This window comes from Vibrio aerogenes, from assembly GCF_024346755.1.
GTDB lineage: Bacteria > Pseudomonadota > Gammaproteobacteria > Enterobacterales > Vibrionaceae > Vibrio > Vibrio aerogenes.
In genome coordinates this window covers 145025-168296 of the sequence record NZ_AP024861.1, presented here as the reverse complement: position 1 = coordinate 168296, position 23272 = coordinate 145025, and the positions used below count along the sequence as shown (strand labels likewise).

Below are 23272 nucleotides of genomic sequence, written 5' to 3'. Positions count from 1 at the left end.
AAGATAAACACGCTCTAGCTAAGACAAATATAGCTTATACTGGTTCAATTTCTTTTAAATGACGTAAGGCAGACAATTTTGCAGCGATACTACCAATCAGCACACCGATCATCAGCAGCAATAAAGACTCATCCCATTCCAGCCCGATAAGACGAAAATGACTATCATACAGACGCGCTAAATCATTCACAGCACTATCTAAAAGCACAGTTAACAACGCAGTAAAAAGCCAGGCAATACAAGCGCCCAAAAGGCCAAACCACATGCCAGAGTATAAATATGGACGCAAAATATAGGTATCAGTTGCACCAATTAGTTTCATGGTCTGAATTTCTTCTTTATTTTCCAGCACATTAAAACGCAATGTGTTGCCAACAATAAGAAAAACCGCAGCCATCATTAATAAGGATAAACTCACCACCACCACGACGGCCAGGTTTTTAATCGCCTCAAAACGGGTCAGCCAGTCTTCATCCATACGCACATCGGTCACATTTTGTTCGCTCTGAAGCTGCTCCGCAAACTGTTTAATTTCTCCCTGATCACCAACAGATGGTGTAATGACTAAAACTCCGGGTAAAGCATAGTCGTCCAGAAGGCTAATCGCCTGCTCAAAGCCAGCATACTTGCTCAACTCTGCCAGTCCCTGCTGGGAAGAGATATAGTCCACTTTTTTTACATCAGCACGAGCTTCAATAGCATCTTTCAGAACCATAACCCTGGCTTCAGATGTACCTTCCTGCAGATAAACACTGATCTGGGCGGGCGAGGAAACATGGCTGGCAACATAAGCAATATTTTTACTGAGCAAATACAGACAAGCAGGCATGGCTAAAGCCATAGATATCACAGCTAATGTCAGTAAATTTCCCACAGGTCGTGACCATAAGGATAAAAATGAAGCCTTCGCCTGTTTGAAATGAATGAGTAAAAATCCATCTTTCGGCGGACGTTTCTGGCTTTCCCGAACCTTTTTCGTTATTCGTTTATTCTTTGGTGCCATAATCATCTACCTCACTCAAAAAGCCCTGGTTCAGTTCCAGATGCCGGTATTGAGGACGGGAATTGACCAAATGAATATCATGTGTGGCAAACAGTATTGTCACACCAGCCCGGTTAAATTCCTCAAACAAGCGAACAATACGATGAGATAAATCAGGATCAAGATTTCCTGTTGGTTCATCAGCCAAAAGCAGCGTTGGCCGGTTAACGACCGCTCTTGCTATTCCCACTCGTTGCTGCTCGCCTCCGGATAACTGACTTGGCAAGCAGCGAACTTTATCAAGTAAATCTGTTTTATCCAGCGCAGCGGATACTCGCCTCTTGATCTCATTCTCAGATACAGATTCAATTCTCATTGGCAGCGCAACATTATCGTAAACCGTGCGATCCATTAACAAACGGTGATCCTGGAATACAAAACCGATATTCCTGCGTAAAAACGGGATGTCCTGGTTTGGAATCCGGGTAATGTCGTGGCCATTAAAATGAATCCTGCCATCAGTCGGACGTTCAATCGCACAAATGAGCTTTAATAATGTACTTTTTCCGGCACCTGAGTGCCCGCCAACAAAAACCATTTCACCCCGGGGAAGATAAAAGTCGACCTTTTGCAAGGCCTGCCTTCCTCCCCGATAAGCTTTACTCACTTGTTGAAATCTGATCACACCATATTCTCCCTCAGAACAGAATAATGGTTGTTACAAACAATTGAATGCTGTAGCTGATAATCAAGCTACTCATCCCTGCTGAAAAGTGCTTCAATAAATTCTTGAGTCTGAAATGGGCGCAAATCTTCAATCCCTTCACCCACACCTATAAAGCGAATCGGTATTTCAAACTGATCTGCAATTGCAAAAATGACTCCACCTTTTGCTGTCCCATCAAGTTTGGTCAGCGTAATTCCGGTGACTGGCGCCACTTCACTGAATAGTTTTGCCTGACTCATTGCATTTTGTCCGGTTCCGGCATCCAGTGTTAACATAATCTCATGGGGTGCGCTGTCATCGAGTTTTTTCATAACGCGTACAATTTTTCGCAACTCTTCCATCAGATTGCTTTTATTCTGGAGGCGACCAGCCGTATCCGCAATCACGACATCAGCCCCCCGGGCTTTCGCAGCTTCAATGGCATCAAAAATCACGGAAGCACTGTCAGCACCGGTATGCTGCGCCACAACAGGTACATTATTGCGCTGTCCCCAGACCTGAAGCTGTTCTACTGCTGCAGCCCGGAAAGTATCCCCGGCAGCAAGCATGACTTTTTTGCCTTCCGCCTGATATTGTCTGGCCAGTTTACCAATCGTGGTTGTTTTGCCGACACCATTCACTCCCACCATAAGAATGACATAAGGTGTTTTCGCTTTATCAATCGTCAATGGCTGCTCAACCCGGGTCAAAATCTCAGCCATTTCATCTTTTAGCATAGCGTATAATGCTTCACCATCTTTGAGTTGCTGGCGTGTCGCTTTCTCAGTCAGATTTTTGATAATTTTAACAGTGGTGTCCATACCAACGTCAGCAATCAGTAATTGTTCTTCCAGCTCTTCAAACAGATCTTCATCTATTTTTTTACCTTTGAATAATCCAAAAAAGCCAGCACCAATATTTGCTTTTGTCCGGCTTAAACCACGCTTTAAACGGACAAAGAAACTCTCTGTGGGTTTGATTTGCTCCTGAACCACAGTTTCTTTGTCAACCTGTTCAAAGCTCAGGCTTTCCGGTTGAGCTCCGGGTAAAGCATCTGGTTCAGCTTCTGTTAAAGCAACCTTATCATTCCGGCTTTTGTCATCATCTTCTGAGAGAACCTCTGTCTCTGTTTCAAGAGCAGAACCGGTATCCTGCGCTTCAGTATCGATAGCTTCTGCTGCTTCCTGAGCCTGTAACTCATCTGATTTTTCATGTTCTGATGGCTCATCACCAAAGCCAAGCCATGACAACAAACCACGTTTTTTCTTTTCTGTCATCTGGAAATATCCCGGACCTATTTATTTAAAAACTTACAATCTATCTGCCTGTTATATCTCAAAAGCTACACAGTTCAATCATTACGTCAATTTTTCATCTATCAGATCAGGCAGAAGCTTTGCAAAAGAGTGAACAAAGCAGTGAAAATTTACAATTCAACCTGTAAAATTTCCCACAATCTGTGCCATCAATTCAGCACATAAAGGACAATCTGAGACAACCATCTGATTAAAGCCTTTGTTTTACATTATCTATACTTTAATCTCTACCTGATACTTTCATCAGATGAATCATATTAACATTTTATTTTTGGTCAAAAAATCATGGGAAAACATCGCCACTCAACCAAACTACATTCAAATAAACCTTCAGGCTTTATCCGGCTTATCAGTGGTGAATGGAGAGGAAGAAAATTACCGGTACACAATGCTGAAGGATTGCGCCCCACCACGGACAGAGTCAAAGAAACCTTATTTAACTGGTTATCTCCCGATATTCCCTTTTCCCGTTGTCTGGATCTGTTTTCTGGTTCAGGCAGCCTTGGGTTTGAAGCCGCGTCCCGTCAGGCACAGCTGGTAACAATGCTTGAGCTGGATTCTCAGGCATTCAGACAACTTCAGACCAATAAAGAAACACTATCAGCAGAGACAGTTGATATTATTCAGGCAGATACGTTGAACCACCTGGCACGACACCAACCGGAAACACCATACGACATCATCTTTATTGATCCTCCCTTCAGACAAGGCATCACTGAAAAAGTCATCAAACTTCTTGAGGATTATCAGTGGGTAGCCGATGGCGCTCTTATTTATCTGGAAACAGAAAAAGAGTGGCAACCACATCCGGTACCAGCTCACTGGCAACTTCACCGGGAAAAAACCGCTGGACAGGTCTGTTATCGCCTCTATCACCGGAACTAAATTGAAAATAATTTCAGGCCAGTCATCTAGCTGGCCATATAACTTTTAACACCGTCCAGAAACATCTGAGTTGATACCATCACCAATAATAACCCCATCAATCGTTCTATCGCTTTTAGCCCTCTCTCACCCAATATTTTATGAAAGAAACCATAGAACATTAAAATAAAAAATGTACCAACCCAGGCTAAAAAGACCGCAAGTGCCAGCTCTGGTAACTGATCCGGATATTGAGAAGAAAGCAGTAACAGTGATGCGATTAGCGAAGGTCCGGCAATCATAGGAATAGCCATCGGGACAATGTAAGGCTCCTCACCAGCCGCCAGGCCGGTAATTGAACCCGCACTGGGAAAGATCATTTTAATCGCGATGATAAATAAAATCACACCACCAGAAATACTAAGCGTTTCTGGTGAAACATGTAAAAAACCGAGGATATTTCTGCCAGCAAACAAAAACAGCATGAGAATGAGCAGAGCGACAATTAACTCTCGCAGCAGAACAATCCGTCGACGCTTTGGATCAAGGTGTTTTAAAATGGAAAGAACCACTGGTAAATTACCCAACGGATCCATAATCAGAAATAGCATGGTCGCTATAGAAAAAATCTCCATAAAACACTTCTCAAACAAACAAAAAATAAGAGGCGCAGTATAGCAACCTCCAATATATATTTCGATAATGGCTAATCAGGATATTTTTATCTTTCTGACGATTTTGTGAACGTATGTCCACTTCCCTTATTATTCCCGGTACGCTTCGCGCTACTGCATTGGTCAGCGGTTCACTCCGGTTATCACAGCACTTTTGCGGCTCAAACGATCAACCTGATCACCATAATAACGAGCCCGCAATGCCTGCGAGAGAAATCTGATAACCAACAATCACCCACATATTCAATTGATTCTGCTTCGTATATGCCGGATACAACATCACTCTGAAGGTAACCAGTGCCCATAAAATTGTCCCTGTCGTCCCGGCACCGGCCCGCAACGAATGCTCCTGTAACCAGAATTCACAGGCAGCCCAGACAAAACTGACCATCAGCAAACCCACAATAAAGACAGGAAACAATTTATGATCGATACGCGGCAACACTAAAAGCAACATCACAATACTCACGGCAAGTATCGAGATCAGCAGCCATATCTGGACTGGATGAGATATCCTCAGCCAGAATGTCAGATTGAGGCTAATCGATGTCAACACAAAAGCTAAAAAAGAAAACCTTTGATGCGTACACGACAGAAACAGCCAGATAAATACCAAATACCCGGAGAAACCAACCATTCCAGACGCTGTGAAAGAGGAAACGATTGGTAATTTGATTGTCACACTCAGCAGAAGCAACAGAGTGCAGGCAATTGATATATAGAAAAAATACCGGGTTGGACGATCAACACCATATGCCGTTAATAAGAGATATCTGCCTTTCTCCCCCATACCAATTGATTCCCTGATAAAGAATTGCAGCCAGTTTAAATGCACGATGACAGAAATCTACTCAAACTTATTAAAAATTCGATCTGAACAAAGTATTTCCGCTTGAGAATAAACTTATATATCAATCAGCTTTCTAAGCTGACATATTCACCTGACACAGATATCCGATATGAATTCTGATAATACACCTCACAAACAAAACTGACATTAACCCTCTGATTAATCATGTTATATAGAGCATAAGAATCACACCAATAACAGACAAAATACTAATTTTAACCTTTCATTCCCTTAACAGAAGTCACAGCATCATTTTATACAATAAACAGTGTTCACTAACATCAACATTGACCCAACTGATAACTAATATCATTTAGATAAATAATTTTGACCTTATTGCTCCAATTTAAACCATAATTTCATTTTAATAACCTTAAATACACATAAATGAGTGTCATTAATTTAAAACAAAAAATTAACATAAATAAGTCAATAAAAAACAACAAGTTAAGAAAACAAAGCAACAGATAAATAAACATCAGAACAATAGATAACCAGTCAAAACCAGAAGAAAAGCATCACAAAAAGTGACAAAAAACGTCGTACATATTTGATTTTTTATCCTTCACATTAATTTAATTTGATCAAACAGCAAAAATAATGCTATTCTGTATAACATAGTAGCAGTTACCTAAGGAGCAGTGTTATGATCACATCATCTCAAAAGCAAGGGCTTATCATGATCGCAGTACTTATCGGTTTGATGACACTGCCCATGATGTACTGATCTGCTTTCACAGATTGCCCAAATAAAAAGGCAGAGATTGTATCTCTGCCTTTTTATTTGGAAAAACGACCGGAGCTACTTCAACAAATGAACGGAAAGCGTATCCCAGTGTACATAATAAAAAATCATCGCGAACAACGTAATCAAGCTCATTAATACGAATGCAGCTCTCCAGATAAACCGATTACTGCGGGGGACCAATTCCTTCATACACGCATGATAGTCATCCATAAAATGTAAACAGTCTTCATGAGTATATTGATTAACATCAGCTAATTTTTTACGCATACCATTAATACGCTTTAACCTGACCACAGCATCATGTGGTAAGCGTTCTACACTGCTCTCAACCAACTGCTCTAAACTATCCCCCTGAGCATGGTACTGAACACGTAACAACTCTTCTAACTGATGTGTTCCCTGAACTACTTTATCAACCTCTGACATCACCACTCATCCTTTCGGCTCATTTATAATCAGATCACTTCAATTATAATTCATCCACAGAATAATTGATGTTCTCCCCCTATCAGATTTATCCGCCAGATTGATTGTATTTTTAATAGGAATTATCAATTGATTCAATTTGAATAATCAAATTTTCTTTTCAAGATGGCGGGTTAAAATAGACACAGTTTCCTGAAATTAAGAGGTGTCCCATGAAAAAGAATATCATTGGTCTCGACGATACTATCAGTCAAAAGCTGGCTACTGCTCTCAATCATCTTCTGTCTGATTACCAGGTTTTCTATATGAATGTTCGCGGCTATCACTGGAATATCAAAGGCCCTGAGTTTTTCGAACTTCATGCGAAATTTGAAGAAATATATACAGACCTGCAAACAAAAATTGATGAAGTTGCTGAAAGAATTCTCACATTAGGCAGCACCCCACTCCACACATTCAGCGACTACCTTAATGTCTCTGAAATACAGGAACATAAACAGGCATCAAATGCAAAAGAGACCGTCAGTGCTCTGGTTGAAGGGCTGGCTATCCTGGTGCATCAGCAAAGAGAAATACTGGCGATTGCCGGAGATGCTGACGACGAAGGTACTGCCGCACAAATGAGCGACTATATCCGGGAGCAGGAAAAACTGCTTTGGATGTTCAATGCATGGCTTCAATAGTCGGCAAACATGTTATAAATGATGATCCACATTCAATTGATCAGCGCACATTGTGGTTCAGTCAGAGATCCGGCAAACAATCACTGCCTGTTTGCCGGATTTCAACGACAAAGGATATCACTTTCTATACTGCCCGCTGTATTCGATTACTCCAGCATAAGGCTTTATGCAAAAAAATATTCACATCTTCCAGTTGTAATCCCATCTCACGACAACCACACTCGAGGCCACCCCAGTCTCCGGTTTCAAAGCATTCCTGCAGAAGCAGCAAATTCCCTAATATTCCTTCACGGCCGGACAAAGCACGCTTCACCGAAGACTGAAGCGGAAGTTGTTCTAAAAGAGTTTCAATCGATGTATCTAAAATAGCATCAAGAACGGAAAGCAAACCGACTAAAAAAGCCTGTTCTCGATATTCCCGAAACATGGGATGCGCAGACATCAACTGGCAGAATTGCGCCCGTTGTAAGGATAACCGGTAAAGCTCCTTTGGCTTATTCACTGCAATATAAGACGCCGCCGTTAAAGACACGAATGACTTTAGTTTATCTTGTCCAAGATAAATCAGTGCCTGCCGGAAAGAAGAAATACCATCACTGATTCGATCCGAAAGCAAATTCACAAAGTGCAGCAGTTTATAGGATAAAGTGACATCGGTGGCAATGATCTGCTCAACCCGATCATAATTGATCTCTGGCCGGCAAACTTCATGGAACAGACTCATTGCAGTGACTTGCCTGGGACCGAAATACCGCTTTTTAATTAACTCAGGTTTTTTAAAAAAATACCCTTGAAACAGTAAAAAACCAGCCTCTTTCGCCAGACGGAATTCCTGCTCAGTTTCAACTCTTTCCGCCAGAAACCGGCATTTACAGCCATCATTTAAGCGTTCCCTCACAATCTCACAGGCAACCTGAATGCCCAAGGCCATCACATCAAGCTTCACAATATGTATATAGGGCAAAAATCTTTCCCAGTCAGGAGCATAGGAAAAATCATCCAGTGCCAGCATATAACCCTGTCGGTGAAGCTCTTTGATAACGGCAAATAGTTCATCACTGGGCTGACACGTTTCTAAAATCTCAATAACAATGGCATCTTTTGGTAAAGCAAAAGGTAAACGACGAATCAGACTTTTATATGGAAAATTGATAAAACAACGCGCACCGCCCTGCTCAGAACATTTGCCAATCGCCGCAAGATTTTCAGCCACCAGACGATAAGTCGCTCTTTCAGAATTCACATGAGCAGGAAACGCATTGGATTCACCATCACGGAATAACAACTCATAACCGAGTGTTACACCTTTTTTATTCAGAATTGGCTGCCTGGCGACATATGTACAATATTGCATCGATCAAACCCTACGCTTTCGCGACTGCCAGCAATGCACCACATCCTAAAAAAGCTGAACCAAATAGTTTATTTAACCGGCGCATTGCTTTATCCGATCTCACCCATTTCCCCATTCTTGCAGCCATTGCGGTATAAAAAATCATGACCAGGGTATCAATCGTCACGGTTGTCACCCCAAGGATAATCAGTTGGGGTAAATGGGGGGCTTGCGGATCAATAAACTGAGGAAATAATGCCACAAGAAAAACGATTGATTTCGGGTTTGTCAAATTCACCAGTAATGATTTATACAACATCACTGAAGATGGATACGCACTTTCCGGATGAGTCACAATAACATGAGATGTATCGCGCCATTTCTGAATTCCAAGCCATATCAGATAGGCAACACCAACCCACTTAATCACAGAAAATGCGATAGCTGACTCGGCGACAAGAGCGCCAATCCCGGCACCAACAAAGATGATATGAAATGTCAGTCCAAGCTGAAGTCCCAGGATAGAAATCAATGATTTCTTCATGCCATGAGTCAAACCATTACTGATAGAATTTACAGCTCCGGATCCCGGAGATAGGCTAAAAATCACTGCGGTTGCAATATAAGCCACCCAAACGTGTAGATCCATTGATAATTCCTCTATATTAAAATACGCTGGTCAGGTCCGGCGCCAACTATCACTGCCACTGAGTTGTAATAAAAATGAACCGACATGCGATGCCACCTTCTTCTTATACTCAAGAGTCGCTCTTTGAGCAAGCTATCAATAATGACATTCTAACCTTATGGCAAAAACGGGAAGAAGGAAAAATTACAGCATTCGACAATAAACAGATTTACTGGTGTCGCATTACTCACCCCAAACATAAAAAAATGGTCTTTGTACTCAATGGCCGCGGAGAATCTGCCCTGAAGTATCAGGAAATATTCTTCGATCTTTATCATCAGGGTTACGATGTTTACTCCCTTGATCATCGCGGTCAGGGGCTATCCGATCGTCTCATTGATAACAGACAGATTGGTTATGTCAGCACCTATCAGGATTATATCCTTGATATCTCATATGTTCTGGAACAATTTTCACATCTGGAATATCAATTTCGTTTCTTATTAGCCCATTCTATGGGTTGTGCGATCGCAGCAAGATATATTCAGACGTGTCCTCACCATCAATTTCATGCGATAGCGATGTCAGCACCGATGATTGGATTAAATATTCCTTTACATCTGAGGCCGGTGATTCGTCCGCTGGTCAGATATCTCGCCCGCCGCTCCGGATACGCTCCCGGATATGCAGACTATGAGAATAAACCCTTCGAAAATAATCCGCTGACTCACAGCCGGGTTCGTTATCAGTGGTTCCGGAATCTCTATGAACAAAACCCGGAAATACAAATTGGCGGCCCCAGCAGTCAATGGATATGGCAAACATTGATTGCCCTTGAACAATGCCACCAGCAAATACACAAAATCAATTTACCAACCCTGATTCTTCAGGCCGGCAAAGATACATTGGTGAATAACTTCTCTCAGAATAAGTTTTTCCATAAACTCTTACGGACAAACCCGGAAAGTAAATTCACTGTCATTCCCGGAGCCAGACACGAATTACTTTTTGAATCAGATCAGTATCGCAACCAGGCTCTCAACGAAATTATTCAGTTCTTTGAAACCAGCATCCAGGAAAAACTGACAGTTGATTCTGAATCAAATGATGCCCAGAGCGTGCCCCTGAGCAAAAGAGGAAATGAACAATAATACATTTACCCTCTTTTTCCCCTTTATGTTTGCGTAAAATATCTTACAAAATACTCAGTCCCTTAAGCCGTGATTTAATTCAGGTCAAACTGGTGTATCCCCCAATCACTCACCATTGAGGATGTTATGACATCAATCAACAAAGATATTCACATTGTTGCCTCTGATCTTGACGGCACGCTTCTGGCCCCTGATCACAAATTGAGTCTGTATACAAAAAATACACTGAAAACCCTGCATCAAAGCGGGTTCACCTTTGTATTTGCAACCGGACGTCATCATGTTGATGTTGACGGTATTCGTGAAATGGCCGGAATTCCGGCTTATATGATCACATCCAATGGTGCACGTATCCACGATCCTGAAAATAAACTCATGTTTAGCCGTAATGTACCGGAAAACCTGATCCCGGCGATCATCCGGCAGCTCAGCCATGATGAAAATATCTTTATCCATCTTTACCGTCATGATGAGTGGTTAATCAGCCATGCCGATCAAAGACTCAAAGATTTTCACAATGAGTCCGGTTTTACTTACCGGTTGTTTGATGTCAACAACCCACCACTCGATGGTGTATCAAAGATCTTCTTTACCCATAAGCACAGAGACCATGAGATTCTGACAGGATATGAAACAGAGCTGAACCAGCAATTTGCCGGTCAGGTCACCGTCGCTTTTTCCAGTCCATGGTGTCTGGAAGTGATGGGGCCGGGTATATCCAAAGGTCATGCACTTGATGTTGTTGCCCGTTCTCTGGATAAATCACTCGCTCAGTGTGTTGCTTTCGGTGATGGTATGAACGACATTGAAATGCTGACAATGGCAGGAACAGGTCTGGTCATGGAAACAGCCCATGAAACTGTGATGGCAACTATTCCTCACATCCAACGTATTGGCAGTAACGAGCACGACTCCGTTGCGCGTTATCTGGAAGAACATCTGCTGGCGACGGCAAATTGCATCGCGTCATGACCACCCGCAGGTGTTTTCAATGATCCGGAAATCACCGGCCAAAACCAATGAAAATCAGAATATACAAGGGCATTCTTGCCCTTGTATGTTTGCTCCGCCAGACCCATCCAGATAATCAGTTAATTTTCCGGATTGGCCTAACTATCAACTGAATAAACTTCACGAAGATATTTTTTGTCTATTTTTCCAACCGGTGTTTTGGGTAACTCGGCAATAAACTGAATCTGGTCAGGAATTTTATAATCAGCAAGACCATGCTGATGAAGAAATTTTTTCAGCGCAACCGGTCGCAGCACATCGTCCCCCCTTTTCACAACCACGGCGCAACTCCTTTCACCCAAATAATCATCAGGCACGGCAATTAATGCAACATCATGGATTTGCTGATGGCGCAGCAACAAATTCTCAATCTCTTCCGCCGCTATCTTTTCGCCGCCCCGGTTAATTTGATCTTTATCCCGCCCGGTGACAATCAGATTGCCCTCTTTCGTCTGACGCACAATATCACCAGTCCGGTAAAAACCGTCGGATGTGAACGATCTTTGATTATGTTCCGGCGCACGAAAATACCCCCGGATCGTATATGGGCCTTGGGTCAACAACAGCCCTTCCTCTCCCTCCGGGACATCCTGCCCGGACTCATCAACAATCCGGATCTGATCGTAATCTGAGATCGGACGCCCCTGAGTTTGAAATATCTGCTCAGGCGCATCATCCAAACGGGTGTAATTCACTAAGCCCTCAGCCATGCCGAACACTTGTTGCAACCTGCAATTCAATTTTTCAGGTAACAAGCTTGCCGCTGTTGCACTGAATTTTGCGCCCCCAACCTGCACAACGTCCAGACTGGAAATATCACGGTCAGTTATATCGGCATGCTCCATCCAACGTAAAGCTAAAGGCGGGACAAGCGGCACAAAATTAACCCGGTGCATCTCTATCAACTCAAACGCCGCCGCAGGTGACGGATCCACACCCAGCACCACACATCCGCCAGCAAAAAAGACACCCAGAGCGCCCGGTGAACTCATCGGATAATTATGTGCAGCCGGCAAAATACATAAAAACCGGGTATCAGCATCTATCCGGCAAATATCAATACTGCCAAAAACACTATATGCATAATCGCGGTGTGTTCTCGGGATCAGTTTAGGTGTACCGGTAGTTCCACCGGACAACTGAAAAAATGCCACGTCATCCGGTTCAGACAGTTGAACAGACTCTGAAACGGTCTGAGCATCATTGAGTTCATCCAGCGTCACAAACCTGGGGTCATTCACACGGACTTTTTCTGTCACTATCACCCACTGCAGTGAAGGGCATGACTTCGCGACACTCAGTCCTAAATTCTGATAATCAAATCCTGTCTCACTTCCGTCTGTCAGGTAGGCTTTCGCCTCAGTATGCTGGCAAAAATATGTAATTTCCTGATAACGATGTGCAGATAAAGCCATCACAGGACGAATCCCATTTTGCAGCAAGGCAAAAAAGCAAAAATAGAATTCAGCGATGTTACCCATTTGCAAAATAACGGTATCACCCGGCTTCAGTCCTAAAGACAATAATCCTTGTGCCGTGTTGGTAATTTTCTCCTGCATTTCCCGGTAAGAAAAAGAAGAATCTCCACAGATTATTGCCGTATTATCACCATACTTTTCCACAGACATTGCAAAGTAATTCGCCAACGTCTGTGACTGCCAGCAACCGGCTTCACAATACTTTTTTACAAGCACATCCGGCCAGGGTGTAAAATCATGTTTTATCGTCATCTCAGGCCACCAGCATATCTTCGAGCTCAATTCCCGCAGCAGAAAGAATCGTCCCCATTTTTGCCCCCGTTTCATGGAGTTCACTCTCAGGACGGGACTGAGTAACAATGCCGGCTCCGGCATAAACTTTCATCAGGCGCTTATTCACTTCTGCGCAGCGAATCGTGACGACCCACTCTCCATTACCACGGGCATCACACCAGCCAACCATGCCGGTAAAGTAGCCCCGATCATACTGTTCAATATCACAAATAGCTTGATAGGCAGACTGACGCGGAAAGCCACATACCGCGGGTGTTGGGTGCAATTCTGATGCGATCTGTAACACACTGATCTGAGGATTGACGGCATGCCCTTCAAGGCAGGTCGACAAATGCAGCATCGAGTTTGTCTCGATGACAGATGGCACCATCGGCGTATACAAATTATGACAGTGCTGACTGAGCACCCGTTCAACTTCCTCAACAACCAATTGGTGCTCGTGTAACTCCTTGGTACAGTTGAGCAAATACTGACGTTCCCGTGCATTTTCGACTTCATTTTCAGAGCGCGGCCGGGAACCAGCCAGTGGATTTGAGATTAAATGAGCTCCCCGTTTGGCAACCAGTAATTCAGGGCTGGCTCCAATCATGCTGCTCTCTTGATTCAAACTGGCAGAAAATGTATATCCCCGTGGATTCACCTTCAGTAAGTTTTTCAATAAACAAGACCGGTCAATCTCTTTTTCCGCTTCAATTTCTATCGCTCTGGATAGCACAACTTTCGATAACTCTGTGCTGGAAAAAAGATCCAGAGCATCCATGACACCTTGTTTATACTTCTCGCCGGATGGGGATGAAACCAGAAGCGCCTTTGACTTGGCGGGGACATTCCCGGGTAAAGCCCGTGGAGTACCTGACGCGTATAAATGTTGTGGGATAATAAACCGGGTTGGATTGCCCTCGCTAAAAGGAACAAGCCCGAAAAGAACCGGATTATCCATCTCACTTTTTTTTGCCTGATTCAATAACTGTTGTGCTGTGCCAGCAAGTTCCCGGAAGGGAATCACCTGCTCAAGTGACTGCTCAATCCCCGAGCCCAGCAGCGTATTGGTGGGAGAAGAAAAAAAGAACGGACACTTATTAAACGAATGGTTTGCTATCATTTCATCCATGCTGTCACAGCCAATCACTTCACGCTTCATCACAGATTCCTCTTTGCCAGTTGCCTGCGTTGTTTCAATCTGTGTCTCATGAAAAAGACAACAGACACATTTTATTTGAGAATACGAACAATTATCATTAATATTCATTCAATAAACAAGTCCCATATTCTCTGTTGCAGGTAAATTTTTCCCCACGCTGCGCAGATAACGAGTATGTGGTCCATTCAATTACCAATGGAAAACAACCATGAGTTATGATTTCAGCCACAGTACAATCCTTCTCACCGGCGCGGGTGGCGGCATTGGGTTTGCGGTTCTTAAACAGCTACTCCGGAGTAAAGCACGGGTAATCGCGACTGATATCAGCCTTTCAGCCCTTCAGGAGAAAACCAAAAAACTTCATCATGATTACCCCGGACAACTGATTTGCCGGGAAATGGACTTAGCCGTTCACAGGGCGACAGATGAATATATCTCATGCTGGGAAGCTGAATATGGTCCCATTCACCATTTAGTCAGCTGTGCAGGTTTACTGCACGTTCATCCACTCAGAACGATGCCGGTCAGTGATATTCAGGACATGTTTGACGTCAATGTTTTCGGCACACTTGCTTTAATGCAGGCTGCCGGGAAAAAAATGGCTGAAAGGCAACAGGGTAATATGGTCATCATTGGTTCTAATGCCGCCAATACACCACGGGCTGGTATTGGTGCCTATGCGGCATCCAAATCGGCACTGCATATGATGGTGAAATGTATGGGAATGGAACTCGCTCCTTTCGGTATTCGCTGTAATATAGTCAGTCCGGGTTCAACACGCACTCATATGCAGCAACAGCTCTGGACTGAGAATTATGGAGAATCCCAGGTGATTGCCGGTGATGCCGAAAATTTCCGTCTGGGTATACCGCTTGGTAAAATTGCCGAACCTGATGATATTGCCGGGACTGTCTTATTTCTGCTTTCAGAAGCTGCAAATCACATTACCCTCCATGACTTGCGGGTCGATGGCGGCGCAACACTAGACCAATAAAAACTTGTCTGAATCATTTACCGGAGCTGGATAATGAAGTTCATTATCACTGAATCATATGAATAAAAGAACTCTCTCCGCTGTAACCATGACGACAATGCTGGCCCTGACCGCATGCAGTCATTCATCGCAGCAACCCGAACTACTGAAAACGTATCAGTTCTCCCGACAACAGATCGTCCCGCTGTCTTTACAAAAAGGGCAATATATCCGGGGCAATATACAAAGTGAGGCTCCCCTTTCTCAAGCCAGTATTCTTGATCAACGCGATCGTATCATTAAGTCACTTCTCAAACCCGGCCAACGGGAGGGTGAGCTATTCTGGAAGGTTGATGAAACCGGAGATTACCGGCTGAAAATGCAGACTGATGAGCCAGAGCAGATTTCTGTTCAGGTTCATTTATATGGCCTCCCCCTCAAACAGAACCAGATGGTTAATCCAAAAGAAAGAGTTCTCAGTCCTCTGCTTTTAAGTACGGTAAAAAAAATCCATGATGCTCAACCTGATGCCGAACAAACATTCTGGGAAGCAATTCATCAGCGTGGAACGCCACTCATTGAGCCACAGTCAGACGGGAATGCACGACTCACTTTTCTGTGGCACGGCAAAGCGAATAATGTCCGGATTCTCGGCGCACCTTATGACGGTCATGCCTATATGTCGCATCTTGAGAACAGTGATATCTGGTATAAAACTTATACCATCCCGGATGGCACCCGCTTTTCTTACCGTCTGGCCCCGGATGTCCCGCAGATAGAAGGAAAACACTGGACAGAGCAACGTCAGGCCGTCTTGGCAAGCGTCGGCGCTGATCCACTCAATCCATCACCTCATTTTGCCAGCGATGATCTCCGCTTCGGTGAGGCTTCAACGATCACATACGGAAACGCACCCGATGATCAATATACCCGGCCCGGCGATTCGCCTGCGGGGCACATTAAAAAAGAGCAATTGTTCAGTCACCTGCTGAAAAATAATCGCGATATAACAATATATGAACCAGCCGTCACTCAGCCTCTCCCGGCAGATGCGCCACTGCTGATTCTGTTCGATGGCGATGACTACTTGTCTAAAGTGCCTGCTCCCATCATATTGGATAACTTAATTGCAGCGCACAAAATTCCGCCACTCCGGGCTGTATTTATCCATATACCGTTACCCAGTTTACGGGCAAAAGAGTTGCCGCCGAATCCAGTATTTGCAGACTTTATGGCTCGGGAGCTGATGCCCTGGCTGAACAAAGTCCACCACATTCATCCTTCAGGAAAAAATACGATTCTGACAGGTTCAAGCTTTGGCGGACTTGCCTCCATGTATGTCGCCACACGTTATCCGGATATATTCGGTAAAGTACTGAGTCAGTCAGGATCTTTCTGGTGGGGGCCGGACAAGGCTCATCCTCAATGGCTGACAGCACAACTGCGTCAACAACCGAAACGACCCATTAAGGTTTATATGAATGCAGGTATTTTTGAAACAAAACCGGAGTTTGCCAATATTTTGCAAACAAACCAGGCGCTTTATCAGGTACTAAAAGAGAAAGGCTATCCGGTTGTTTTTGAACAGATAGCCAGCGGACATGACTACTTTAGCTGGCGGGTCACCTTGGCGAACGGACTTATCTCACTGTTTAACAAAGATAATGCTGCAATATCACAGTAAGCTACGAATCAAAGCAGATAACACTGTCTCCGCTCAAAGACGGTGTTATCAGAGTTTTTCCAGCTGAAGAATGGTTTGCCACTGCGCTCCGGTGATCGGCATGACAGACAGCCGGTTACCCTTTTTTACCAATGGCATATCAGCCAGCTCTGGGATTGACTTCATCACAGCCAGCGGAATAATCCGCTCTGTTTTTCGCACAAATTCAATATCAACCATGTACCAGCGTGGATTATCCGGTGTTGACTTCGGGTCGTAATAATCACTTTCAGGATCAAAGGCAAAATAATCCGGATAAGCAGTTTTGACGACTTTCGCAATACCGGCAACACCAATATTTTTACACGATGAATGATAAATCAGCACTTCATCACCCAACTGAATTTCATCACGCATCATGTTTCGGGCCTGATAATTTCTTACCCCTTCCCAACAGGAGCATTTCTGTATTTGCAGTGTATCAATCGAAAACGTTTCCGGTTCTGTTTTAAATAACCAATAAGCCATAGGTGTGAATCAGTAATTTAAGATGAGATAAGTGTAACGGGAGTTGCCTGAGAAATGAAACAATCATCAAAAGTGACGATCCACAAATGAGGACCAGACTAAAAATAAATAACAGCAAAAAAAGATGAAACAAAAAGAGAATACAAAAAAACCCACTCAAAAGAGTGGGCTTTGAAAACTGAAACCGAAAGCTGATTAAGCTTCGATAGGCTTACGCCAGTCATCAGCACCAGAAGTACCACAGTTGTTGTGATCCCAGGTGATTTTACGGTAAGTCAGAGAAACCGTCACGTTCTGAGTGTAATCAGCATCAGCTGGGTTTTGACAGTGTGGCATCGCACAATCGATATCAACGATTGTTGCGTTTTCCAGTGTTGTCGTGAAGAAGTTTTCTTGCTTACCTTCGATAGAAGTACGATACCATTTCAGAGTCACTGAAGGTAGTTTTTCACCAGAAGTTAATGCGTTATAAAGCAGAGGAACTGCTTTGTTCAGGTTCACTGTGAACTTGAATGGTTTGTGAACACGTTGACCCGCAGGCTGACCAGACTGAGGATCAGTTGGTACAGTCACAACGTGATCGAATTGCTGAACCAGCATTTCATCTTCATGACCTTCAACGTATGCATCACCGATAGAATCTGCAGTACATGCACCTGAAGTAATTGAACCCTGAGTTTCGCCTTCAATCGCGATATAACATGGAGTTGGCATTCTAAAATTCCTTAATTATTAACTATTTGTTTAAGCAACAAGTGCTCTTGACTTGCCCTGTATAGAGCAATGGTTGTGCCAACATTGTCATTTATTAAAAAACAACAGGTTATATTTATATTTAAGTTAATACAGGCAAGATCTTGCTCAGCGGCGAGCAAAAAGTTGCCCAGCGAGCAAGATCTTGCCCGGCATATTTGGAACTAATATCACATTCATCTTAAAAATATAAAACAGAACTCATAATGAATTCGGGGGCCATAAAATCTCACAGACTCCCTGTCAGGTGGGTAAATCTGGCATCATGTTCATAAAAAAATCACGCTTGTAAAATAAGTTGCATAAATTCATATTAATATGCTGCATTGCAGTACCCGGGCGTGTTTATCTTTCATTGCAGTTCCTGCTGGAGACGATGCAAGATAAACATGCTCCAAGATCAACAAACCTAACAACTAATAAACTAACAGACAGGTAGAAAATGAAAAAAGTAGTAATTTTATTCACAGGGTTGCTTTTTGCACTCAACGTCATGGCTCAGTCCGGGGTATTCCCACAGCAAACCTTTGATGAACTCAGTTATGGCTTATATTGGTTTGGCTCGGATAACCAGTATGAAAAAGCAGGGGAAGAAACACAAAACGGTTCCGCTTTTTTTGACCCATCCAAACCAACACTTATTTTTATTCATGGCTGGCAGCCATTTAATATGGCAAAACAAAAACGCTTTGTCTTTCATAATACCGATGGTGATTATCCTGATATCGACCTTGCCAACCTGTGGATTACTCAGGGATACAATGTCGGTGTTTTATATTGGGATCAGTTCGCCGATGAAGGGAATGTTCGAAGTGCGGAAGCAAAAATCTGGACGGCTACCGGAAAGCATGACATGCGCTGGAGAGACAGTCATGGTACCTATCATGAAGGACCGGACAAGAATGTCACCGAGCTGCTGTTGGCTGAATATCTGACAGGCATGGCGCATTATACTGGTAATGATATCCGGATTGCAGGACACAGCCTGGGGAATCAGCTCGCACTGCGCCTGACTGAGGCGCTGGCTAAATTGTCAGATCAGGGAAAAATCGATGCCTCACTTGTTCCACAACGTGTTTCCCTGTTGGATGCCTTTTATTCCAACCTCCCTCAAATCTATCTGAATTTCAGATGGGTTGGTGCCGTTATCAGAGATATTGCCAAAGATCTGAAAAGCCGGGGAGTCGCTATCGATTCATACCGCACTTCTCTTGTCACTTCAAATCCTTTGGTCGGCGATGAAAACCGTAAGCTGATGAATAACATTGCATTTGCTGAACTCAAAACCCAATTCTTTGAACAAGTGCAAATCGCAGAAAAACACAGTGCATCTATCTGGTTGTATTTATGGTCAATTATTTACCCAACACCACCAGTGACCGATAACACTTTAGCCGGACTATCTGCAGCTTCAACAAATGATGAAGTGAAGCAATGGATGCAAACCAGTGACCATCTGATTCAGGTCGAAGGCGGCACTACCAAAGAACTACAGGACAATGTGTATGAAACGGCACCTGCGCTGTAGTTGAATCTTTGCTGAACAATAATACCATTCTAAGTCATTTTCTGATCTGGATATATCTGGTTCCGCAAACCGCTCAAGCCATCCATGGGCGCTTAAACAAGGGCATCCATGCCCTTGTATGTTTGCTCCACCAGACACATCAAGATGATCAGTTTATTTTCCATATTGGTATAAACCGTAATCTGGCCCGGATTTTCCCCTGAATCCGGGCCAGTCTTTTTGTTCAAAAAACGAAATCCGGCATTTGACAATCTCCCCGGCACAGCATGAAAGACTGATGAACCCTATTGCAACACCAGTTTTGCATCATGTTCAAAGATTCACCAAAAAATGCAATTAGATGCATAATATTCATACTATGATGATCATTCCTGAAAGCTTACAACAATATAGGTAAATTATGAGAAAGATTATCATTTTATTAACCGGGTTACTCTTTGCCTTAAACGCAATGGCAAAAACCGGCGTATTTCCTAAAGAGGATTTTGATCAACTGAGCTATGGTCTGTATTGGTTTGGTGCCAATAACCAATACGAAAAAGCTGGTGACAATACAAAAGACGGCTCCGCTTATTTTGACCCATCAAAGCCAACACTCATCCTGATTCATGGCTGGCAGCCCTTCAGAATGAGCAATTATGATCGATTTGTATTTCATGAATCAGGGGAAGGAAGTACATACCCGGACATCGACTTTGCCAACCTTTGGATCACGCAAGGCTACAATATTGGCGTGTTTTACTGGGACCAATTCGCCGATGAAGCCAATGTAGACACTGCAGAAGCAAAAATCTGGACGACGAATGGAAAACATGGCATGCGCTGGAAAGACGGTCATGGTGACTACCATGATGGGCCGGACAAAAATATCACTGAACTATTACTGTCAGAATATTTGTCTGGTATGGCAAACTATCAAGGTCAGGGCAGCGATATCCAGATTGCCGGGCACAGCTTGGGTAACCAGCTGGCATTACGCTTGACATATGAACTTGCAAAACTTGCTGATAAGGGAAACATTGCCCAAAACCTTGTCCCTCAACGGGTATCATTACTCGATGCATTCTATTCGAATTTTGGCAAAAGCTACCTCAATAACCAATGGGTTGGTGAAGTCACAAGAAGCATTGCCAAAGATCTGAAAAAACGCGGTGTCGCCATAGATTCTTACCGGACTTCAACTGTCGCTTCAACCATCTTTGCCGGTGACGAAAATACTAAACTACACAACTCAGTTGCATTTGCAGAGCAACAAACCAAGTTCTTCAATCAAACTCAGGTTGCAGCAAAACATAGTGCTGCTATCTGGCTTTATCTCTGGTCTGTCATTTATCCCACGCCACCGGTAACAGATAATACCTTACCCGGTTTATCCGCGGCATCGACAAACGATGAAGTCAAACAGTGGATGGCAACCACGGATCACTTGATTCAGGTTGAAGGGGGACAAACCAAAGAACCACAGGACAATGTCTATAAAACAGCACCGGCTCTGTAAATCAGGGAACATTCAGGCCGCTCTGTTTTGAATCTGGCAGTCATGAATTGAATATGTGCCGGCATCCATGCTTGTTGGCATGAAGCCGATATTAATAAATAAACCTGCCGCACCATAGAAGGTGCGGCAAAGCTTTCTGAGATGGTCAGCCATATCCGGAGCGATATCGCTCCAGGGCGTGTTTATCCATTATCGCCTAACCTGTAAACCTGTAGCGGCCTAGAGCGTGTTTATCCTTCATCGCCGTTCCTGCTGGAGGCTATTTTTTACTCTGGCAAGGCGGCAAATTTAGATAATAGCAATCTATATTTAACATTTGCCAACGCGGTCAGAGTAAAAAATGGCCCCAGCCCTTCGGGTAGTGCCTGAAAATGGCTCACTCTGTGTTGCTCAAAGCTCATTTAGAATCACTAAACTACACTTTTCGCGCCTTGACTGAGCCATTTTCAGGCGACTACAGGTTAGGCTATGAAAGATAAACACGCTCTAGCGACCAACAACAATTCAGCAATTAAAATAGCGAACCTGATTTCTTCCCTGATGCTTGGCCTGATAAAGTGCTTTATCTGCCATTTCCATCAGTTCTTCCCATTTGGCAGAACCATGATTGACACAGGCAACACCGATACTCACCGTTGTTGAGATTGTGTTCTCACCTTCCCGGTTCAGCTCCAGGTGGCTGACTTCATGCCTGATCCGCTCAGCAATTGAAGAAGCCCGTTCGCAGGAACTTCCGGGAATGAAGGCCGCAAACTCTTCTCCTCCCATCCTGCCGCACAAACAATCCGGTGGAATAATGTCCTGCACCAGTTTGGCAAAATGAACCAGCAATTCATCTCCTCCCTGATGACCAAACTGGTCATTGACCCGTTTAAAGTAATCCAGATCCATCATCAGAAATGCCAGATGATTCTGATCAGGATGAGGAGAACTCAAAAGCTGTTCTCCCCGTTGCTCAAAGGCTTTACGGGATAAAACATTCGTCAGGTGGTCATAATTAACCGCATGATCCAGCTTACGGATGAGCCGGGAACGGGCATCATTCATACTGGCAACAACCAGAGGTGCCAGCACAAGAATCGTCACCCCCAGACGAAACGAAATAGTATCACCCACAAATTCATCGGCTGAGAACAGAGGTAACAGCCCAAGAACTTCACAGGCAAACAGACAAATCACAAAAAACATCACAATGACTGTATTGACAAAGTAACTGTAGGTGAGCGCACACCAGATCAAAGCCAGAACCGGAAATGCAATGGCGCCCGGCCCACCTAAAACAAAAATCATTGCGACAGAAAAAACCACCATGATCAATGGCAAAAAATCATAGAGACGCAACTTGCGGTTGATTTTTACCAGCTTTTCAGGAAATGCCAGTGCAACGGGCAAGAATGCGACCATGCTGGACAAATCTCCGGAAAACCAATAAATCATAGCCAGAAAGAAAGGTTTATCCAGAACGAACTCCATGACTATAGCGCCGAAAATAGCACTCACCACTGAGCTGATGATGCATAAAATAAATAAATGCAGAACAGAATAACGGGATTTCAGATAGACACCAAAGCTGAACACCCGTGTATATAACCACCAGGCAGCAATAACACCAGACAGATTCGCCATAGTCATCATCACATTAACCTGGGGCGGTTCTCCCATCACATAGTTGGACAACAAATACCCGCCTACAGCAGCGACCCAGACAGGAAAAGCTGAACGTTGTGGATAACGAAACATCAGCGCAATTAATATCGCATTGGCAGGCCAGAAGATCGTCATCGACATCTCATCAGGGCGGCTGAGTGAACCAATTAAAGCAGAAATGAAGATAATGCCTGCAACGCTCAATGTATAAAGCGCAGGTATCTGTGAAGGTCTGAAATAGCGGATAACATTCATGAATGCGCTTCCCTGTAAATGACGGAGAAGAGAATATATTCAAATTGCGAATAAAATCATAGCGTAAGATATATATGTTTAATAATAAGAATCCTGAACCATGCACGCGGGATCACGAATACAGTAAGGAAAATTTTTGTCA

The 23272-nt window shown here is 43.6% G+C and carries 22 protein-coding genes; 8 read left to right on the top strand and 14 right to left on the bottom strand.

Translation table 11 applies throughout. The features are described 5' to 3' along the window. Nucleotides 1-34: 34 nt before the first annotated feature. From ftsX to ftsY, 3 genes are all read right to left on the bottom strand, one after another. On the bottom strand, nucleotides 35-1003 hold the full coding sequence (gene ftsX / locus OCV29_RS00750; protein ID WP_139281662.1) for a permease-like cell division protein FtsX: 969 nt from the start codon (nucleotides 1001-1003) through the stop codon (nucleotides 35-37). Then, nucleotides 987-1667, bottom strand: a complete 681-nt coding sequence (gene ftsE / locus OCV29_RS00745; protein WP_073605187.1) for a cell division ATP-binding protein FtsE — start codon at nucleotides 1665-1667, stop codon at nucleotides 987-989. Before ftsE ends, ftsX begins: the two co-directional genes overlap by 17 nt. A gap of 68 nt (nucleotides 1668-1735) precedes the next feature. After that, nucleotides 1736-2965, bottom strand: coding sequence for a signal recognition particle-docking protein FtsY (gene ftsY / locus OCV29_RS00740; RefSeq protein WP_073605188.1), 1230 nt, complete (start codon nucleotides 2963-2965; stop codon nucleotides 1736-1738). Nucleotides 2966-3289: 324 nt separating this feature from the next. On the opposite strand from ftsY, the gene rsmD reads away from it, so the two are divergent. After that, entirely contained in the window at nucleotides 3290-3889 is a 600-nt protein-coding gene (rsmD, locus tag OCV29_RS00735; RefSeq protein ID WP_073605189.1) for a 16S rRNA (guanine(966)-N(2))-methyltransferase RsmD, read from the top strand. Between the two features lie 26 nt (nucleotides 3890-3915). Here the strand turns inward: rsmD and OCV29_RS00730 are convergent, their stop codons facing one another. From OCV29_RS00730 to OCV29_RS00720, 3 genes are all read right to left on the bottom strand, one after another. Next, the gene (locus tag OCV29_RS00730; RefSeq protein WP_073605190.1) at nucleotides 3916-4503 is read right to left on the bottom strand and encodes a YhgN family NAAT transporter; all 588 of its coding nucleotides are present in this window, start codon (nucleotides 4501-4503) and stop codon (nucleotides 3916-3918) included. A gap of 217 nt (nucleotides 4504-4720) precedes the next feature. Then, entirely contained in the window at nucleotides 4721-5332 is a 612-nt protein-coding gene (locus OCV29_RS00725; protein ID WP_073605191.1) for a hypothetical protein, read from the bottom strand. A gap of 862 nt (nucleotides 5333-6194) precedes the next feature. Beyond that, complete coding sequence (locus OCV29_RS00720) at nucleotides 6195-6566, bottom strand: DUF4145 domain-containing protein (protein WP_073605192.1); 372 nt, start codon at nucleotides 6564-6566, stop codon at nucleotides 6195-6197. Nucleotides 6567-6778: 212 nt separating this feature from the next. Here OCV29_RS00720 and OCV29_RS00715 point away from each other — a divergent pair, with 212 nt between their 5' ends. Beyond that, on the top strand, nucleotides 6779-7249 hold the full coding sequence (locus OCV29_RS00715; protein ID WP_073605193.1) for a Dps family protein: 471 nt from the start codon (nucleotides 6779-6781) through the stop codon (nucleotides 7247-7249). A gap of 124 nt (nucleotides 7250-7373) precedes the next feature. Here OCV29_RS00715 and OCV29_RS00710 read toward each other — a convergent pair whose 3' ends face one another. Together OCV29_RS00710 and rhtB are read right to left on the bottom strand one after the other, a co-directional pair. Further along, nucleotides 7374-8603, bottom strand: coding sequence for an EAL and HDOD domain-containing protein (locus OCV29_RS00710; protein ID WP_073605194.1), 1230 nt, complete (start codon nucleotides 8601-8603; stop codon nucleotides 7374-7376). 10 nt (nucleotides 8604-8613) lie between these two features. Beyond that, on the bottom strand, nucleotides 8614-9231 hold the full coding sequence (rhtB, locus tag OCV29_RS00705) for a homoserine/homoserine lactone efflux protein (RefSeq protein WP_073605195.1): 618 nt from the start codon (nucleotides 9229-9231) through the stop codon (nucleotides 8614-8616). A 74-nt stretch (nucleotides 9232-9305) separates the two neighbouring features. Here rhtB and OCV29_RS00700 point away from each other — a divergent pair, with 74 nt between their 5' ends. Next, nucleotides 9306-10361, top strand: a complete 1056-nt coding sequence (locus OCV29_RS00700; protein WP_073605196.1) for an alpha/beta fold hydrolase — start codon at nucleotides 9306-9308, stop codon at nucleotides 10359-10361. Between the two features lie 126 nt (nucleotides 10362-10487). Then, entirely contained in the window at nucleotides 10488-11333 is an 846-nt protein-coding gene (locus tag OCV29_RS00695) for a Cof-type HAD-IIB family hydrolase (protein WP_073605197.1), read from the top strand. A 137-nt stretch (nucleotides 11334-11470) separates the two neighbouring features. Here the strand turns inward: OCV29_RS00695 and OCV29_RS00690 are convergent, their stop codons facing one another. Both OCV29_RS00690 and OCV29_RS00685 read right to left on the bottom strand, forming a co-directional pair. Continuing rightward, nucleotides 11471-13096 carry a (2,3-dihydroxybenzoyl)adenylate synthase gene (locus OCV29_RS00690; protein ID WP_281250464.1) on the bottom strand — a complete coding sequence of 542 codons (1626 nt, stop codon included), beginning with the start codon at nucleotides 13094-13096 and terminating at the stop codon, nucleotides 11471-11473. Between the two features lie 7 nt (nucleotides 13097-13103). Then, the gene (locus OCV29_RS00685) at nucleotides 13104-14285 is read right to left on the bottom strand and encodes an isochorismate synthase (protein WP_073605280.1); all 1182 of its coding nucleotides are present in this window, start codon (nucleotides 14283-14285) and stop codon (nucleotides 13104-13106) included. Between the two features lie 208 nt (nucleotides 14286-14493). On the opposite strand from OCV29_RS00685, the gene OCV29_RS00680 reads away from it, so the two are divergent. Next, a complete protein-coding gene (locus OCV29_RS00680) occupies nucleotides 14494-15279 on the top strand; it encodes a 2,3-dihydro-2,3-dihydroxybenzoate dehydrogenase (protein ID WP_073605199.1) in 786 nt (261 codons plus the stop codon). Nucleotides 15280-15337: 58 nt separating this feature from the next. Further along, the gene (locus OCV29_RS00675; RefSeq protein WP_073605200.1) at nucleotides 15338-16942 is read left to right on the top strand and encodes an alpha/beta hydrolase-fold protein; all 1605 of its coding nucleotides are present in this window, start codon (nucleotides 15338-15340) and stop codon (nucleotides 16940-16942) included. 48 nt (nucleotides 16943-16990) lie between these two features. Here the strand turns inward: OCV29_RS00675 and OCV29_RS00670 are convergent, their stop codons facing one another. Together OCV29_RS00670 and OCV29_RS00665 are read right to left on the bottom strand one after the other, a co-directional pair. Continuing rightward, complete coding sequence (locus OCV29_RS00670) at nucleotides 16991-17449, bottom strand: EVE domain-containing protein (RefSeq protein ID WP_073605201.1); 459 nt, start codon at nucleotides 17447-17449, stop codon at nucleotides 16991-16993. A gap of 195 nt (nucleotides 17450-17644) precedes the next feature. After that, on the bottom strand, nucleotides 17645-18163 hold the full coding sequence (locus OCV29_RS00665; protein WP_073605202.1) for an Hcp family type VI secretion system effector: 519 nt from the start codon (nucleotides 18161-18163) through the stop codon (nucleotides 17645-17647). 481 nt (nucleotides 18164-18644) lie between these two features. Here OCV29_RS00665 and OCV29_RS00660 point away from each other — a divergent pair, with 481 nt between their 5' ends. After that, nucleotides 18645-19730 carry an alpha/beta hydrolase family protein gene (locus tag OCV29_RS00660; protein WP_073605203.1) on the top strand — a complete coding sequence of 362 codons (1086 nt, stop codon included), beginning with the start codon at nucleotides 18645-18647 and terminating at the stop codon, nucleotides 19728-19730. A 92-nt stretch (nucleotides 19731-19822) separates the two neighbouring features. On the opposite strand, the gene OCV29_RS00655 is transcribed toward OCV29_RS00660, so the two are convergent. Beyond that, nucleotides 19823-19957, bottom strand: coding sequence for a hypothetical protein (locus tag OCV29_RS00655; protein WP_261887348.1), 135 nt, complete (start codon nucleotides 19955-19957; stop codon nucleotides 19823-19825). 173 nt (nucleotides 19958-20130) lie between these two features. Between OCV29_RS00655 and OCV29_RS00650 the strand changes: the two genes are divergently transcribed. Further along, nucleotides 20131-21228 (top strand): hypothetical protein, encoded by a 1098-nt coding sequence (locus OCV29_RS00650; RefSeq protein ID WP_073605204.1) that lies wholly within the window; start codon nucleotides 20131-20133, stop codon nucleotides 21226-21228. Between the two features lie 504 nt (nucleotides 21229-21732). On the opposite strand, the gene OCV29_RS00645 is transcribed toward OCV29_RS00650, so the two are convergent. Beyond that, entirely contained in the window at nucleotides 21733-23130 is a 1398-nt protein-coding gene (locus OCV29_RS00645) for a GGDEF domain-containing protein (protein ID WP_073605205.1), read from the bottom strand. Between the last annotated feature and the right edge of the window lie 142 nt (nucleotides 23131-23272).